At 56.1% G+C, this 17,512-nt stretch carries 12 protein-coding genes; 9 read left to right on the forward strand and 3 right to left on the reverse strand.

Annotated elements, in window-relative coordinates:
- The first annotated feature begins 19 nt into the window (after nucleotides 1–19).
- Nucleotides 20–1,009, forward strand: coding sequence for a quinone oxidoreductase (locus ABRZ26_RS12415; protein ID WP_319604445.1), 990 nt, complete (start codon nucleotides 20–22; stop codon nucleotides 1,007–1,009).
- Nucleotides 1,010–1,602: 593 nt separating this feature from the next.
- Nucleotides 1,603–1,857 carry a hypothetical protein gene (locus ABRZ26_RS12420; protein ID WP_319604446.1) on the forward strand — a complete coding sequence of 85 codons (255 nt, stop codon included), beginning with the start codon at nucleotides 1,603–1,605 and terminating at the stop codon, nucleotides 1,855–1,857.
- Here ABRZ26_RS12420 and pspG read toward each other — a convergent pair.
- The 3 genes from pspG to ABRZ26_RS12435 all read right to left on the reverse strand — a co-directional run bounded on the left by pspG (nucleotide 1,813) and on the right by ABRZ26_RS12435 (nucleotide 4,339).
- Nucleotides 1,813–2,034, reverse strand: coding sequence for an envelope stress response protein PspG (gene pspG / locus ABRZ26_RS12425; RefSeq protein WP_319604447.1), 222 nt, complete (start codon nucleotides 2,032–2,034; stop codon nucleotides 1,813–1,815). The two genes, ABRZ26_RS12420 and pspG, sit on opposite strands and share 45 nt — an antisense overlap.
- 198 nt (nucleotides 2,035–2,232) lie before the next feature.
- Complete coding sequence (gene dusA / locus ABRZ26_RS12430) at nucleotides 2,233–3,177, reverse strand: tRNA dihydrouridine(20/20a) synthase DusA (protein WP_413556219.1); 945 nt, start codon at nucleotides 3,175–3,177, stop codon at nucleotides 2,233–2,235.
- A 238-nt stretch (nucleotides 3,178–3,415) separates the two neighbouring features.
- Complete coding sequence (locus tag ABRZ26_RS12435) at nucleotides 3,416–4,339, reverse strand: LysR family transcriptional regulator (RefSeq protein ID WP_319604449.1); 924 nt, start codon at nucleotides 4,337–4,339, stop codon at nucleotides 3,416–3,418.
- A gap of 123 nt (nucleotides 4,340–4,462) precedes the next feature.
- Here ABRZ26_RS12435 and lysA point away from each other — a divergent pair, with 123 nt between their 5' ends.
- The 7 genes from lysA to lplT all read left to right on the forward strand — a co-directional run bounded on the left by lysA (nucleotide 4,463) and on the right by lplT (nucleotide 17,226).
- Complete coding sequence (lysA, locus tag ABRZ26_RS12440; protein WP_319604450.1) at nucleotides 4,463–5,725, forward strand: diaminopimelate decarboxylase; 1,263 nt, start codon at nucleotides 4,463–4,465, stop codon at nucleotides 5,723–5,725.
- A 1,957-nt stretch (nucleotides 5,726–7,682) separates the two neighbouring features.
- Complete coding sequence (licT, locus tag ABRZ26_RS12445; RefSeq protein ID WP_319604451.1) at nucleotides 7,683–8,528, forward strand: BglG family transcription antiterminator LicT; 846 nt, start codon at nucleotides 7,683–7,685, stop codon at nucleotides 8,526–8,528.
- Nucleotides 8,529–8,641: 113 nt separating this feature from the next.
- Nucleotides 8,642–10,555, forward strand: a complete 1,914-nt coding sequence (locus tag ABRZ26_RS12450; protein ID WP_319604452.1) for a beta-glucoside-specific PTS transporter subunit IIABC — start codon at nucleotides 8,642–8,644, stop codon at nucleotides 10,553–10,555.
- 10 nt (nucleotides 10,556–10,565) lie between these two features.
- The gene (locus ABRZ26_RS12455) at nucleotides 10,566–12,038 is read left to right on the forward strand and encodes a glycoside hydrolase family 1 protein (protein WP_319604453.1); all 1,473 of its coding nucleotides are present in this window, start codon (nucleotides 10,566–10,568) and stop codon (nucleotides 12,036–12,038) included.
- Between the two features lie 75 nt (nucleotides 12,039–12,113).
- Entirely contained in the window at nucleotides 12,114–13,511 is a 1,398-nt protein-coding gene (locus tag ABRZ26_RS12460) for a glycoside hydrolase family 1 protein (protein ID WP_319604454.1), read from the forward strand.
- A 350-nt stretch (nucleotides 13,512–13,861) separates the two neighbouring features.
- The gene (aas, locus tag ABRZ26_RS12465) at nucleotides 13,862–16,021 is read left to right on the forward strand and encodes a bifunctional acyl-ACP--phospholipid O-acyltransferase/long-chain-fatty-acid--ACP ligase (protein ID WP_319604455.1); all 2,160 of its coding nucleotides are present in this window, start codon (nucleotides 13,862–13,864) and stop codon (nucleotides 16,019–16,021) included.
- Nucleotides 16,018–17,226: a lysophospholipid transporter LplT gene (lplT, locus tag ABRZ26_RS12470; protein WP_319604456.1), complete on the forward strand. Its 1,209-nt coding sequence runs from the start codon at nucleotides 16,018–16,020 to the stop codon at nucleotides 17,224–17,226. Before aas ends, lplT begins: the two co-directional genes overlap by 4 nt.
- Nucleotides 17,227–17,512 lie beyond the last annotated feature (286 nt).

The raw sequence follows: 17,512 nt of genomic DNA on the forward strand, positions 1-17,512 counted from the left end.
CACTATGGCAGGAGGCGACATGGCTAAACGCGTTCAGTTCAGAGCTTACGGCGGCCCGGAAGTTCTGCAATATGTTGATTTCACGCCCGCCGATCCCGCGGCGGGCGAGGTTCAGGTAGAAAACCGCGCTATCGGCATCAATTTCATCGACACCTATGTCCGCAGCGGCTTGTATCCGGTTCCCGATCTGCCCGCCGGGCTGGGTACGGAAGCGGCCGGGGTGGTGACGAAAGTCGGCCCCGGCGTGCGGCATCTGCAAGTCGGCGACCGGGTGGTTTACGCGCAGTCGGCGCTGGGGGCCTACAGCGAGCTGCATAACGTGGCGGAAGACAAAGCGGCGCTGTTGCCGGACGGCATCAGCTTTGAGCAGGCGGCGGCATCGTTTCTGAAAGGGCTGACGGTTTACTACCTGTTCCATCAGACTTATGCGCTGAAACCGAATGAAGTCTTTTTATTCCATGCCGCGTCGGGCGGCGTCGGGCTGATTGCCAGCCAGTGGGCGAAAGCGCTGGGCGCGAAACTGATCGGCACCGTCGGGTCCGAGGAAAAGGCGCAGCGGGCAAAACAGGCCGGCGCCTGGGCAACGATTAACTATCGCACGGAAAATATCGCCGAGCGCGTCGCCGATTTGACCGGCGGCGAAAAAGTCGCCGTGGTGTATGATTCGGTAGGGAAAGAGACCTGGGAACCCTCGCTGGACAGCCTGCGCCATCGCGGATTGATGGTCAGCTTCGGCAACGCATCCGGGCCGGTGACCGGGGTGAATCTGGGCATTCTGAATAAGAAAGGTTCGCTGTACGTTACTCGTCCGTCGCTAAACGGCTATATCACCAATCGCGCCGAACTGGAGCAGGCCAGCAATGCGCTGTTCTCTTTGCTGGCCAGCGGCGCCATCAAGGTGGATGTGCCGGACAGTCAGAAATTTGCGTTGGCGGACGCCGAATCCGCGCACCGGGCGTTGGAAAGTCGCGTCACGCAGGGTTCAAGCCTGCTGATCCCCGGTCTGTAATGGCTGGTGTGTCGTAAGGGGGAGGGGCTAACGCGCTCCCTCCCCTGTGACTGTCTCTTATACACAAATCCTGAGGCTCATGCCGGATTTTGCTGTTATCCGGCGTAAAAAATTATGCAGCGGTGGACTCGACCGCCGAGTGAGCCGCATGGATGCGGCGAAAGCCAGTGCCGCGTCGGACAAAAACGTCGGGAGCGTTTTTGAACAGCGCTTGCGCTGGCCCGGTAGGGCGAGTCTCAGGGATGAGACGAGTATTCCGTCACTGGCGGCTCGAATAGCGGTCAAGAACACCGATGGCACCGCGCAGCGGCATAATTTAGCCGCAAGCCCGGGTTCATAGGGGGCTGGCGCTTGGGCCCCCTATGTCGGGCGCGTGCTACGACGTAGCATGGAAATGGCGGCATTGTGGCGCACGAAACTGCCTCTGAGTCCGCATAAAAATGTGACTAAGAGACAACCCCTGTGAAGGGGAGGGTTGGGTTGGGGTGAATTATCGCGTAGATTGGTCAGCAAAAAGCCTCCTTACGGAGGCCTTTGCGGTAACGCTAATTTCATCAAGCTGTATGTAGGGTACAGCGGGAAGCCGTCATGGTGTGGCGTTAATTATTTTCCTGACGGTGATGAAATCTGTTTGTTTTGCTGCGTTTAATCGCCTGTTCCGAGCGCCACGTCATCATTTTGCCAGGCAGGCGACAAATTGTGGCGACATCCTAGCAGCCCGGATCGGGAAAAAATATCTGCTGGCGCACAATTTTGCATTTTGCCCGGCAACTTTCGATCCCGCGCCGATTCCCGACGTACAGTCAGCGATAATAGCGGACCGGTTTTTGCTGGAAATGCCGCCATAGCCAAACGGCCGCTATCGCCAGCAACAGCCAGGGCAGCACTTTTATCGCCATCACGAACAGCCCGCCGATCAGCATGAAAATGGCCGCGATAAACAGCGCGGCAAGGACGCCTAACAATGACACGCCGGTCACCATTAGCATGATAAAAAAGCCGATAACGAAGAAAACTTCCAGCATGGTGTGCTCCTGTGTTCGCTGAACCTGTTTTATGGCGCGACATTGGCAATCCGCGGGCAGTGCCGAACGGTTGCCAGACTTAGCGGTATCATTACAAGAAGCGTGCCAGTTTTCATCGCTGATAACCTGTTGATTTATCAACGATGAAAAAAGAAGGAGAAGGGCAGTGTTCGTCAAAAAGACTAACTATTGGTTTTTTTAAGCCGGGGCGTGTCTGACCAGCGACAGCGCTTGCTCGACCACGCGGCTGTCCGCGCCGGGTTTATGCGCATTTTCGCTCAGATAGCGACGCCACTGGCGCGCGCCCGGCACGCCCTGAAACAGGCCGAGCATATGACGGGTGATATGACCGAGCGAGGCGCCCGCCGACAACTCGCGCTCGATATAGGAATACATCGCCTCCACCACGGCGGCGATATCCGGGGCTGGGGTCTGCGCACCGAATAGCGTCCGATCGACCTGCGCCAGAATACCGGGGTTCTGGTAGGCTTCGCGCCCCATCATCACGCCGTCCAGATGTCGCAGGTGGGTTTTGGCCTCTTCCAGCGTTTTGACGCCGCCGTTAATGGCGATGGTCAGCGCGGGAAAATCGCGTTTCAGTTGATAGACGCGCGGATAATCCAACGGCGGAATTTCGCGGTTTTCTTTCGGACTCAGTCCGGACAGCCAGGCTTTGCGCGCGTGAACAATAAAGGTGTCGCAACCGCCGCGCTCAGCGACGGTGTGGATAAAGTCGCACAGGAATTCATAGCTGTCGTGCTCATCGATGCCGATGCGGGTTTTCACCGTCACCGGGATAGCGACCCGATCTTTCATCGCCTTGATGCAATCGGCCACCAGCGGGGCTTCCGCCATCAGGCAGGCGCCGAATCGACCGTTCTGCACCCGATCGGAGGGGCAACCGACATTCAGATTCACCTCGTCATAGCCGCGCTGTTCCGCCAGTCGCGCGCATTGCGCCAGAGCTTCGGGATCGCTGCCGCCGAGTTGCAATGCCAGCGGATGCTCTTCCTCGCTGTAGGCCAGATAATCCCCTTTACCGTGAATAATGGCGCCGGTGGTGACCATTTCGGTATACAGCAGGGCGTTGCGAGTCAGCTGGCGCAGAAAATAGCGGCAATGACGATCCGTCCAGTCGAGCATCGGCGCGACGGAGAAGCGGGCCAGGGGAAAAGCCGGGCTTGGTTTATCGTTATGGTGGACGGCAGGCTGGATATGTAGTGGCATGAATATTATCGGGTCTGTGATTACGTCAGTTCCCCGCTACGGGAAAATGGGATGAAAGCGGATAGCGGTAATATATCACAGAAGCGTTTTTTGCTACAGGCGGCGGGCGCGGGATGAACAAACAACGTGATTGTTCGGCCCGTCATAACCCCGGCTAAAGCCGCAACGCCTGCCGCAAGCGCTCAGGCACGCTTTGCGCGTACTGTTGCAGCTCGGCGATAAAGGTCTCCACCAGCGCCGAGGCCGGGCGGTGCAACGGGCGGATCAGGCTGACGGTAAAAGGCACATCGATACTGAAAGGACGCACCACGACGCCGGAAGAGGCATAATCCAGCGCGGTCAGCGGATTAACGATCGAAAGGCCCACGCCGGCGCGCACCATCGCGCACACCGACGCCGCGCTGTGGGTTTCCAGCACCATTTGACGAGCGACGCCTTCCTCCTGAAACAACTTATCCAACAATTGACGATAGCTATCGGCGCTCGACAGGCTGATAAAAGGTTGCGCGGCGAAATCGGCCGGGGTGAGCACCTTTTTAGCCGCCAGAGGATGGCGGGCGGGCAGCACGCAGACTTCATTGAGCATCATCAGGGTCTGACGTTCCGTACCCGCCGGCGTGGCGCTATTTTCCGTTAGCCCCAGATCGTGGCGCTGGGCGGAGAGCCACTCCTCCAGCAGCGGCGACTCCTGCGGAATAATATGCAGGTTGAGCGACGGATAACGGGTCAGCAGCGGTTTACAGACTTCAGGCAGCAGCGACTGCGAGAATACCGGCAGGCAGGCAACGGAAAGCTGGGCCTGCTGAAAACGGCGGATATCGTCGGCGGCGTTGATAATCCTGTCCAATCCGTAATAGGAGCGCTGCACTTCTTCAAACAGCTGCAAGCCCTGGGCGGTGGGATAAAGCCGTCCGCGCAGGCGTTCAAACAGCGTCATCTGAACCAGTTTTTCAAAGCGCGCCAGTTCGCGGCTCACCGTCGGCTGCGAAGTGTTCAGCAGCGCGGCGGCCTCCGTCAGATTGCCGGTGGTCATTACCGCATGGAAAATTTCAATATGTCGCAGCGATACCGCAGCCATGGCGCACCTGTTGGTTGAATTTCCATATCAAAAATGAATAGAGTGTCGATATATTGATATTTTATTACCAAATCGCTCGCCGGCATACTGCCATCATCACTTAATTATGTATTGGGTAACCCGATGCCGCACGATTTGAATGACCACACCCATGCGCTGAATGCGCAAAACCTGCGCGAACTGCCCGCCCGTTTCGGCTGTCCGGTCTGGGCGTATGACGCGCAAACCATCATCGACAACATCGCCAAACTGCGCCGGTTCGATACCATCCGTTTTGCGCAGAAGTCCTGCTCCAATACCCATATTCTGCGCCTGATGCATCAACAGGGCGTCAAAGTGGATTCGGTATCGCTGGGGGAAATCGAGCGCGCGCTGGCCGCCGGGTTCGAGCCGGGAACCGACGATCATCAAATCGTGTTTACCGCCGATCTGTTGGATCGGCCAACGCTACTGCGGGTGACGGAACTGAATATTCCGGTTAACGCCGGATCGGTGGATATGCTGACGCAGCTTGGCGAACACGCGCCGGGGCATCCGGTGTGGCTGCGCGTCAATCCGGGGTTTGGTCACGGTCACAGCCAGAAAACCAATACCGGCGGCGAAAACAGCAAACACGGCATCTGGTACGGCGACTTGCCGCAGGCGCTGGCGCAAATCCAGCGTTATCGCTTGAAACTGGTGGGCATTCATATGCATATCGGTTCCGGCGTGGATTATGAGCATCTGGCGCAGGTCTGCGAGGCGATGGTGCAACAGGTGATTACGCTGGGCCATGATATTGAGGCGATCTCGGCCGGCGGCGGCTTATCGATTCCTTACCGCGACGATGAGGAAGCCATCAACACCGAGCACTACTATGGTTTGTGGAATCAGGCGCGTGAAAGGATCGCGGCCCATCTGGGGCATCCGGTGACGCTGGAAATCGAGCCGGGACGTTTCCTGGTGGCGGAAGCCGGCGTGCTGGTGGCGGAAGTGCGGGCGGTGAAAGAGATGGGCAGCCGCCACTTCGTGCTGGTGGACGCCGGTTTCAACGATCTGATGCGTCCGGCGATGTACGGCAGCTATCACCATATTTCGCTGCTGCCGGGCGATAACCGCGATATCAGCAAGACGCCGCTGCGCGACAGCGTGGTCGCCGGGCCGCTGTGCGAATCAGGCGATGTCTTTACCCAACAGGCGGGCGGCGGGGTGGAAACCATCGCGCTGCCGGATGCGCAAGTGGGCGACTATCTGGTGTTCCACGATACCGGCGCTTATGGCGCGTCCATGTCGTCGAATTACAATAGCCGTCCGCTGTTGCCGGAGGTGTTGTTCGAACAAGGCCGGCCGCGGTTGATCCGCCGCCGTCAGACGCTGGAAGAGCTGCTGGCGCTGGAACAGGTTTAACCGCTATCGCGGCGAACCGGCGCAATGTTCACCGGTTTGCCGCGATGATGATCCCCCCGAAAGATCGGGGATGATCATCCCTCATGATGCTTTCCGTATGGCATGAACAATCTTCTTAATGATGAAAACAAAGACCAACGCCACCGCACCGTTAACGGCTAAGGCCGTTATCAGCAACGCGAAATCGTAATCATTGCCAGTACATTGAATGGATGATGCCCGGCACGTCCGATCAAGGGACATAAGAATGCTATCGGCCACGTTTAACAAGATCCGGCTTCTGACCAAATAGATGGTGATAACGATAAACAGAAGCGGATAGAAGATTTTTTTACCTGACATAGCATGGCCCCGTCACCGAACCTTTTACCGCCACCGTTCCATACGCCATCAGGTTAGTGCCATTAATCTTGCGCTTTTGTACCCTGAATAAGGAATGATGAAATGACGTGAATTCGGTACTACGGAAGACGGTGATACAGCCCATGATGTACCTGAGCCATCCGGCTTTAGCGGATGAATCCTGAAGTTTGAGCGTTGGACACCGCTGATAAAGGTAGATCGTCAATGCTTCCATCATCCTTGTATAGAGCAAACCTGTGTGGTGATCGTTTCCCGTTGCAAAATCGTTTGCTCATGTCAGCAAACGGGAATTCCACGGCCCTTCGGGACGAGAGACAATCCAGTATCGACCATTAGGAATAGCTGAGTGGTCTATGAACGAACATTCCGCACGGTTGGTAAACGGCATGTCGCCACTGAAAACTTCAAAAGCGCCGATGCCTGGGCATTGTAGATTAAAGCTTCTTCCTGTCGGTTGAAATCTGGTCGAAATCGAGTAAGCAATCGATCATGATTCCCTTTCCTTGCGGTATTCATCTAATTGCAAACAGGATATCACTCTTTCAGTCCGGTTTTGTCCCAGACATGCACTGTTATAGTCATTTTTCTGCGCTGCCGCCGTGCGATTAAGTATTTGTGCGGCACTGAGATCGTCGGCCTCACAGGTAAAGGTAATTTGGTAATTATAAGGCTGGCTTAATTGTTCCTGTGCGGAGAAATGCAATACGGACAGTGGGACGGTCGTGTTTCCAGTTTGAGATGATAGCGTGCATGCGAGCTGAGGTCTTTATTAAAGTGATTAGTAATATCCATCTTCGCCCTTCTCATAGCGATGAAGCCAATAAAATGCGAGCCATGGTAATGAGGAAAAAATAATATGTCATTAGCTAAACAGTTAACTGTTTCTTATTAAATGGCGTGTTATGCACTGAAGGATTCTTGCGGTGATCGCGTTATGGCGCGTATGGCGGTGATGATGGAAAACAGGAGAGCGCGATATTGGCGACGCACTGGAATGGCCGGATTTTTCAGTGCGCTTATGCCATCAAACGTTGCAATAAATATCGGTAACACCCTTTTATTACATGCCGCCTAAAAAATTTACAGTTGGTTGCATTTGGAGCAGAACTCTTTCGATTCTGCGCTGGTTTCTTTCGCCCGCCCTCTTTAGAGTATCAAGTCCCAGAGGTATTGATTGGTGATATATCAATGTGCTCTGTACATTGAAGCATTTGATTACACCAACCTACGCGGATGCGTAGGTTTTTTTTGCCTGCGATTTTATCTTTTGCGTTAGCGCGGCTTAAGCTATTTCTCTGTTTATTGTGCGGAAGGTTTTCATCGGCCGTTTTACGGAGCGTCGGCGGCGTTAATTTTCATCGTCGGGTAAAACATTACTTACATCACAAATGGAAAATAAACCTGTTTTCCCTATTGCCATGCAATTGACCGTTTAATTAGCTGGTGCTAATTTCTTCCCATGCATAAGGCTTGTTACCGTTCGGCGGGCAAAACTTAAGTGCAGAAATCTGGCGTATGTATTACATCTTGTCTTACATCCAGCCTGGTTCTGTATTTTAGTTTTGCCCGTTTTTCTTTATAGGGGACAAGGGTGATGAAGATAAAGCAGATCCTGAATAATAATGTTGTCAGCGTTTTAGACACTCAGGGTCAAGAGCTGATCTTAACCGGCTGCGGGCTGGGTTTTAATTCCAGGAACGGCCAGCAGGTGGATGAATCACGCATTGAAAAAATATTTCACTTACAGGACAACGCCATCTCCGCGCGTTTTAAAGATCTGGTTGATGAGGTGTCGCTGGACGTATTGCAGCTCACCGACGATATTGTCGAGATGGCAAAAGCGCAGTTGCAGCAAAAACTGAGTGAAGGTATTTATGTCACGTTGTCCGACCATCTGAATTTTGCGCTGCAATGTCAGCTAAACGGCGTCACGATCCAGAATCCGTTGCAATGGGAGGTGCGCCATTTTTATAAAGAAGAGTACGCGGTGGCGGAAAAAGCGCTGGAGTTAGTCTTTGAAAAACTGCATGTGGTATTGCCGGAATCCGAGGCATGCAGTATCGCGCTGCATATTGTTAATGCCGAATTGAACGACAATATTGGCAATATGAAACAGATTACCCAGTTGATTTATCAGGTGCAGAATATCGTTAAATATTATTTTCGCATTTCTCTGGATGAGTCTGGTTCGAATTATCACCGTTTTATTACCCATGTTAAATTTTTTGCCCAGCGGGTGATTGAAGGCACCACGTTGGAGAATGACGATGGCGACTTATTTAATATGGTGCAACAGCGTTATCAAAAAACATTGGGTTGCGTTGAGTATATCAACGCATTTATTAGTAAAAACTATCAACACAACATGAGTAATTCGGAGAAACTGTATCTGACTATCCATATCGATAATATGATCCACTGTTTACATCATTCCAAATAGGCTTGTTACTGTTAAATCAGGCAAACCCCAGAGGAAACAAAGCGTCGCGGTGAATAATGACCGTGCGGTTGTTGAGGAAATCTTGCGATTTCTTTCTGGAAAGAGGAATAACCATGAATTACCAGGATACGGCAAAACAGATCGCTGCATTGGTTGGCGGAGAAAAAAATATTCAGCACGTTTTCCATTGTATTACCCGTTTACGTTTTCATCTACAGGATATGGCTCTGGCCGATAAAGCCGCGCTGCAACAGCTTGATGGCGTGATAGGCATTAATGTGGCCGGCGATCAGTTTCAGGTCATTATCGGCAATGAGGTCGCGGATGTTTATCGCGCCCTTATGCAATGCTATCCCGCGTTATCTCAGAAAGCGGATAACCCGCAGGCGGGGGGAAAACGCAATCTGATTTCCACCATGCTGGAGTCGTTATCCAGCATATTTTCACCGATTATTCCGGCGATTGCCGGCGCCGGTATTCTGAAAGGGGTGTTGTCGCTGTTTATCGCGCTACAGTGGATATCGCCGACCAACCAAACCTATTTGATTCTCTCCGCCATCAGCGACGGCGTGTTCTTTTTCATCCCGCTGGTGTTGGCGTTCAGCGCGGCCAATAAACTGGGTTGCAACCCTTATGTCGCGGTGGCGCTGGCCGCCACCCTGTTTCATCCTACGTTGCTGAAGCTGTTTTCGCAGGGCGATGCGATTTCATTTATCGGGCTGCCGGTGTCGCCGGTATCCTATGCGTCGTCGGTGATCCCGATTCTGCTGGCGGTATGGCTGATGTCATATGTCGAGCGGGCCATCGACCGCGTGATGCCGGGTATGCTCAAGACGATGTTTGTCCCGCTGTTTACGCTGCTGATCGTCGCGCCGATCATGCTGATAGCGATTGGCCCGCTGGGGATTTTCGCCGGTAACTACCTCTCGTCAGGGGTGGTCTGGCTGGTGGAGAACATGGGGTTGCTCGCCGGGCTGATTCTGGGCGGCACGCTTTCCCTGATTATCATCACCGGCATGCACTATGTGCTGATCCCCATCGTGATCAACAACATCAGCAGGATGGGGTTCGATCCGTTGAAAATCATCTTCTATGTCGCCAATCTGGGGCAGGCCGGGGCCGCCTTCGGCGTGTTCCTGCGTTCGCGCAATAAGAAGGTGAAATCCCTGGCGTTATCCACCAGCCTTACGGCGGCGATGGGCATTACCGAACCGGCGATGTACGGCATCAACATCCGCTTCAAACGCCCGTTTGCCGCCGCGTTAATCGGCGGCGCCTGCGGCGGGGCCTTCGCCATGTTCTTCGGCGTAAAAACCTATGCCTTTGCGTTGAGCGGCCTGCCCGGTCTGCCCGCGCTGGTCGGCCCCACCTTTCTGTATGCCCTGGCCAGTCTGGTCATTTCCTTTAGCGTGGCGGCGGTCGTCACCTGCCTGTTGGGATTCGACGATCCGGTCGAACAACAGGCGCAGCCGATCAATGCCGAGGTTGGGTCGGTATCGACCGGCAGACCGGTGCTGGCGGGGCAAACCGTCGGCAGTGTAAAACCGGCGCCGCTCGGCCAGCGAGAAGAGCAACTCTTTGCTCCCATCGACGGGCGCATGATGTCGCTCGTCCAGTTGAGCGATCCCATTTTCGCCGACGAGATGTTCGGCAAAGGCATTGCGGTTTATCCCACCAACGGCGAACTGGTGTCGCCGATCAACGGGCGGGTGGAGTCGGTGTTTGCAACCCGCCACGCCCTGGCGCTGAAAAGCGATACCGGCGCGGAAATATTGATTCATATCGGCATTGATACCGTCAAACTCGGCGGGCGTCACTTCGCCTGCCATGTTCAGCCGGGGCAGGTGGTGGAAGTCGGCGATCCGCTGGTGAGCTTCGATCTGCCGGCGCTGCTGGCGGAACAAATCGATCCCAGCGTGATTGTGGTCGTCACCAACACCGAATGTTACGGCGCGGTCAGCTCATTGATCGAGGGCGACGTCCATTCACGCCAGGCGTTTCTGAAACTGACCGCGCTCGCGGCATAAGGCAGACAACATGACATTTTCCAAGCAATTTCCCGCTGATTTTCTCTGGGGCGGGGCGACGGCGGCCAACCAATTGGAAGGCGCCTGGGATGTAGGCGGCAAAGGGCTTTCCGTTTCCGATGTGTATACCTTTGACAGCAGAACGCCGAAGGAGCGCTGGCTCGACCAATGGCTGTTTATGACCCGTCGTCAGGTGGCGGAAGCGCAGGATCCCAACAGCACGAAGTATTATCCCAAACGTAAGGGCATCGATTTCTATCACCGCTACCAAGAGGACATTGCGCTGTTTGCCGAAATGGGCTTTACCTGTTTTCGCATGTCGATTGCCTGGACGCGCATTTTCCCCCGCGGCGACGAAATCGAGCCGAACGAAGAGGGGCTGGCGTTTTATGACGATGTGCTGGATACCTTGCTGGCGCATAACATTCAGCCGATCGTCTCGCTTTCGCACTATGAAATGCCGCTGTGTCTGGTGACGGAATATGGCGGCTGGCCGAATCGCCAACTGGTGGATTTTTACCTGCGTTTTGCCACGACGGTGTTCGAACGCTACCGGCACAAGGTGAAATACTGGATGACCTTTAACGAGATCAACTGCGTGAAACACCATCCTTATGTCAGCGTGGGCGTGATTGAAGAAGATAATCCTCATCTGGAGCAGGACAAATATCAGGGCGCGCACCACCAGTTCGTCGCCAGCGCGCTGGCCACCAAAGCCTGCCATCAGATTATCCCCGGCGCGCAGGTGGGCTGCATGATCAGCTATCAGATGCTGTATCCCCACACCTGTCACCCGGACGATCTGCAAGCCTGTGAAGAGCAGCAGCGGGTATCGCTGTTTTTCAGCGATGTGCAGGCGCGCGGCTACTATCCGGCCTATACCGACCGTATGCTGGCGGAAAAGGGCGTGCTGCTGGAGAAAGCGCAGGGCGATGACGAGATCCTGCGTCAGTATCCGGTCGATTTCGTGTCATTCAGCTATTACATGTCCAGCACCGTCAGCGCGCGCCCGGAGGCATTGGAAGGCGTAACCGGCAACCTGATTACCGGCGGCATCCGCAACCCATACCTGCCCAGCAGTCAGTGGGGCTGGCAGATCGACCCCAAAGGCTTGCGTCTGGCGTTGAATCAACTCTACGACCGTTATCAGAAGCCGTTGTTTATTGCCGAGAACGGGCTGGGCGCCGTCGATACCGTCAAGCCTGACGGCGCCATCGATGATGATTATCGCATTGACTACCTGCGTCAGCATATTGAGCAGATGAAAGAGGCGTTGGGGGATGGCGTCAAACTGTTTGGCTACACCTGGTGGGGGCCGATCGACGTGATCAGCGCGGGAACGGCGCAGATTTCGAAGCGCTACGGCTTTATCCATGTCGATCAGGATGATGACGGCAACGGCACGCAGCGCCGTTCGCGCAAGAAAAGTTTCCACTGGTATCAGCGGGTTATCGCCTCCAACGGCGAACGACTGGCGGATTGAGAACACCGACCTGCGGCAGGCGGCGGCGTCTGCCCGCAGTCAACATTCTGAATGTAATAATGATGAGGTATCGGTATGCCAAGTTTTCCAAATGATTTTCTTTGGGGTGGGGCGATTGCGGCCAATCAGGCCGAGGGCGCATGGAACGAAGACGGCAAGGGGCCGTCCATCGCCGATGTGGTGCGCGGCGGCATTATCGCCGGCCAGGCGGATGAAACGATCGACCCGAACCTCTACTATGCCAGCCATCAGGCGATCGATTTTTATCACCGCTATAAGCAGGACGTGGCGCTGTTCGCCGAGATGGGATTCAAATGTTTCCGCACCTCGATCGCCTGGTCGCGCATCTTCCCGCAAGGGGATGAGGACACGCCGAATGAGGCGGGACTCCGGTTCTACGACGATCTGTTCGACGAACTGCTGCAATACGGTATTCAGCCGGTGATCACCCTGTCGCACTATGAAACGCCGCTGGCGCTGGCGACGCGCTACGGCGGTTGGGAAAACCGCAAACTGGTGGATTTTTTCAGCCGTTACTGCGAAACGGTATTCCGCCGCTACCGGCACAAGGTGAAATTCTGGATGACTTTCAACGAACAGAACAACATGAACCGGATGCCGTTCGCCGCCGGCGCGATACGGCCGCCGAAAGATCGGTTGTTGCAGGCGGTTTATCAGGCGAACCACCATATGTTTGTAGCTAACGCCATCGCCAATAAACTGTGTCATGAGATCATTCCCGATGCGGTGATTGGCGGCATGCTGTCGCTCAGCACCGTGTATCCCTATCGCTGCCACCCGGATGACGTGTTTGAGACTTATCAGCTGCGCCGCCGCTCGCTGTTTTATGCCGACGTGATGATGCGCGGCGTTTACCCGGCCTACAGCCGGCGGATGTGGCGCGACTATGATATTCAACTGACGATGGCGCCGGGCGATATTGAATTGCTGGCGGCCTATCCGTCCGATTATCTGGGGTTCAGCTACTATCGCAGCGCCACGCATAAGGCGGGCGAACTGGTGCTGTCGGATACCGGCGGCATCAGCGGGCTGGAGAATCCCTATCTGGAGAAAACGGCCTGGGGCTGGCCGATTGACGCCAAAGGACTACGGCTGGTATGCAATGAGCTGACCGATCGTTATCAGAAGCCGTTGTTTATCGTGGAAAACGGCTACGGCGGCGCGGATACGCCGACGGCCGACGGCGCGATTGAGGACGATGAGCGCATCAGCTACGGCCGCCGGCATCTTCAGGAAGTGGCGGAAGCGATTGCCGACGGCTGCGACATTATGGGGTACACCTGGTGGGGGCCGATTGACATCGTCAGCGCCGGCACGGGGGAAATGAAAAAACGCTACGGCTTTATCTATGTCGATAAAGACAACGCAGGCAACGGCACGCTGGCGCGCGCGAAGAAAAAGAGTTTCGACTGGTATAAGCAGGTCATCGCCTCCAACGGCGAGCGGCTTTGACGCCTGGCGACGTCGCTCCATACCCGGCGCTTTCTTTCCGCCATTCCCGCCTGCGCGGGGATGGCAAGGAAGCATTCCCGCCATTCCCCGACATTTCTACCAATTACTCGTCATCCCCGCCGAGCTTCCCGTCATCCCCGCAGTTAGTCGGCGGGGATCGCCCCCTGAAACCGCCCGCCGCCATCCTTCAGGCCGCGGCGTTGCCGCTTCCCGTCAGCTCCTATTGGCGGCGAAATACGAATTATCCTAATAAGTTACGCTGCCGATCGCCGTATTTCGGTTGTTCTGGCGATGATCCGTTCCCTATAGTATTTTGAACGCGGCAAATCATCTGTCTATTAGGAGAAGACATGATCTATACCTTGTTACGCTGGGTGTTCAAGCGGCTTTATCGCATAAGGATCGAAGGCGACGGCCATAATTTTCAGCAGGATAAACTGCTAATTACCCCTAACCATATTTCTTTTCTTGACGGCGCGCTGCTGGCGCTGTTTTTACCCATCAAGCCGGTATTTGCCGTTTATTCGACGATTTCCGAGCGCTGGTTTATGCGCTGGCTGAAACCTTATGTGGATTTTGTGCCGCTGGATCCCACCAAGCCGCTGGCGATCAAGGGCTTGATTAAAGTGATTGAGCGCGGTCAGCCGGTGGTGGTATTCCCGGAGGGGCGTATCACCGTCACCGGTTCGCTGATGAAAATTTACAGCGGCGCGGCCTTTGTGGCGGCGAAATCCGGCGCGACCATTATCCCCGTGCGGCTGGACGGCGCCGAGTTTACCCCGTTCGGCCGCCTGTCCGGGGTGTTTAAACGCCGCTGGTTTCCGCAAATCACGATAAAATATCTGCCGCCCACCACGCTGCCGATGCCGGAGGCGAACAGCGCCAGAGAACGCCGTATTCTGGCGGGCGAACATTTACATCAGATTATGATGCATGCCCGTATGGCGACCCGGCCGCAACATACGCTGTATCAGGCGTTTCTCGCGGCGCAGACCCGCTACGGGCGTCGTTCCCCCTGTATCGCCGATATCGCTTTCAACGAGGACAGCTATCAGGGATTACTGAAAAAATCGCTGGGGGTGTCGCGCATCTTGCAGCGATTCACCCGCGAGCATGAACATGTCGGGCTGTTGCTGCCCAACGCCACGATTACCGCCGCGGCGATTCTGGGCGCGTCGATGCGCAATCGGGTGCCGGCGATGCTGAACTACACCGCCGGGGCGAAAGGGCTGCAAAGCGCCATGAAAGCCGCCACCATCAAAACTATTGTGACTTCCCGCCAGTTTCTGGAAAAGGGCAAGCTGACGGCGTTGCCGCAGCAGGTCAGCGAGGCCAACTGGGTTTATCTGGAAGATTTAAAAGATAGCGTCACGCTGGCCGACAAGCTGTGGATCCTGTCGCATCTGCTATTCCCCGCCAAAGCGATGCTGGCGCAGAAGCCTGACGACGCGGCGATGATCCTGTTTACTTCCGGTTCCGAAGGTCATCCCAAAGGGGTGGTGCATTCCCATGACAGCCTGCTGGCGAATGTCGAACAGATCCGTACAGTGGCGGACTTCACGCCGCGTGACCGTTTTATGTCCGCGCTGCCGCTGTTCCATGCGTTCGGCCTGACCGTGGGGTTGCTGACGCCGCTGATGACCGGCGCCAGAGTGTTTCTGTATCCCAGCCCGCTGCATTACCGCATCGTGCCGGAACTGGTGTACGACCAGAACTGTACCGTGCTGTTCGGCACCTCCACCTTTCTGGGCCACTACGCGCGTTTTGCCCATCCGTATGATTTCGCGCGCTTGCGTTATGTGGTGGCCGGGGCGGAAAAGCTCTCTGAGGCGACGCGTCAAACCTGGCAGGATAAGTTCGGCATTCGCATTCTGGAAGGCTATGGCGTAACGGAGTGCGCGCCGGTGGTGGCGATTAACGTGCCGATGGCGGCGAAAATTCATACCGTCGGGCGGCTGTTGCCGGAGATGGAATCCCGGCTGATTGCGGTGCCGGGCATCGCGCGCGGCGGACGTTTGCAACTGCGCGGGCCGAATATCATGAAAGGCTATCTGCGGGTTGAACATCCGGAGGTGCTGGAAACGCCGGCGGCGGAAAACGCCGAGGGCGAATTGCAGGCCGGCTGGTATGACACCGGCGATATTGTCGATCTGGATGCGAACGGCTTCTGCACCATCGTCGGCCGGGTAAAACGTTTTGCCAAACTCGCCGGCGAGATGGTGTCGCTGGAGAGCGTCGAACAACTGGCGTTAAGCGTATCGCCGGGGGCGGAGCACGCCGCCAGCGCCAGGAGCGACAGCGGTAAAGGCGAGGCGCTGGTGCTGTTTACCACCGACGGCCAGTTGACCCGCGATCGACTGTCCGCGCAGGCGCGCAGCAGCGGCGTACCGGAACTGGCGGTGCCGCGCGATATTCGCTATGTGAAAGCATTACCGTTACTCGGCAGCGGCAAAACCGATTTTGTCACGTTGCGCGAGATGGCTGAACAACAACCGGAGCAGGGAGCATGAATTCGATGCCGGAACCCGAAACGCGACTGCTGTCGCGCAATATGAGCGCGGTGATTATTGCGCAGTTTTTTTCTGCATTTGGCGACAATGCGCTGTTATTCGCCACGCTGGCCCTGATCAAGGTGCTGGTCTATCCCGACTGGAGTCAGCCGTTTCTGCAAATGGGCTTTGTGGCCGCTTACATCATTCTGGCGCCGTTTGTCGGCCAGGTGGCGGACAGCTTTTCCAAAGGCCGGGTGATGATGCTGGCCAATAGCCTGAAGCTGGCCGGGGCGCTGGTTATCTTCCTCGGCGGCAATCCGTTCGCGGGCTATACGCTGGTGGGGCTGGGGGCGGCGGCCTATTCCCCGGCCAAGTACGGCATTTTGGGCGAGATTACCCACGGCGGACAACTGGTGAAAGCCAACGGTCTGATGGAGGCCTCGACCATTGCCGCGATCCTCACCGGATCGGTGGCCGGCGGCGTGCTGGCCGACTGGAACCTGCATGCGGCGCTGGCGATTTGTGCGGTGGCCTACGGCATTGCGTTGGGCGCCAACATGCTGATCCCCCGGCTGAAGGCGGCGCGTCCGGGGCAGTCCTGGCATCCGACCCGTATGACGCAGAGCTTCTTTGCCTCCTGTCGGGTGTTATGGCGCGATGGCGAGACCCGTTTTTCGCTGCTTGGCACCAGTATGTTCTGGGGCGCCGGGGTGACGCTGCGTTTTCTGCTGGTGCTGTGGGTGCCGCTGGCGCTGGGTATTACCGATAACGCGACGCCGACGCTGCTGAATGCGATGGTGGCGGTGGGGATCGTGCTGGGCGCCGGGGCGGCGGCTAAGCTGGTGACGCTGAAAACGGTGCGGCGTTGTTTGCCTGCCGGCGTACTGATTGGCGTGGCGGTGGTGATTTTCACCCTTCAGCACAATCTGGTCAGCGCTTACGCATTGCTGGTTTTGCTGGGCGCGCTGGGCGGCTTTTTCATTGTTCCGCTCAACGCGCTGTTGCAGGACCGGGGCAAAGAGAGCGTCGGCGCCGGTAACGCCATCGCCGTACAGAATTTAGGTGAAAACCTGGCGATGTTGCTGATGCTGGGGCTTTATTCGCTGGTGGTGAAGCTCGGGGTATCGGTGATCGCCATCGGTATTGGCTTCGGGGTGTTATTCACGTGCGCCATTGGGCTATTGTGGCTGTGGCTGGTTTCCGCTAAACGGCGGGCGTCATGAGTTTCACCCCACCCCGACCCTCCCCTTCGCAGGGGAGGGAGTTTTGCTCCTCCCCCTGACAAGGGCTGTCTCTTATACACAAATGCGGGAGCGCCGACAGGGTTGGTTGTTACGCGGCGTAAAAAATTATGCAGCGGTGGACTTGGCCGCCGAGTGAGCCGCATGGATGCGGCGAAAGCTAGTGCCGCGTCGGGAACGCGTCACTGGCGGCTCGAATAGCGGTCAAGAACACCGATGGCACCGCGCAGCGGCATAATTTAGCCGCAAGCCCGGGTTCATAGGGGGC

The organism is Brenneria sp. L4-2C, from assembly GCF_040240335.1.
Taxonomy (GTDB): domain Bacteria; phylum Pseudomonadota; class Gammaproteobacteria; order Enterobacterales; family Enterobacteriaceae; genus Brenneria.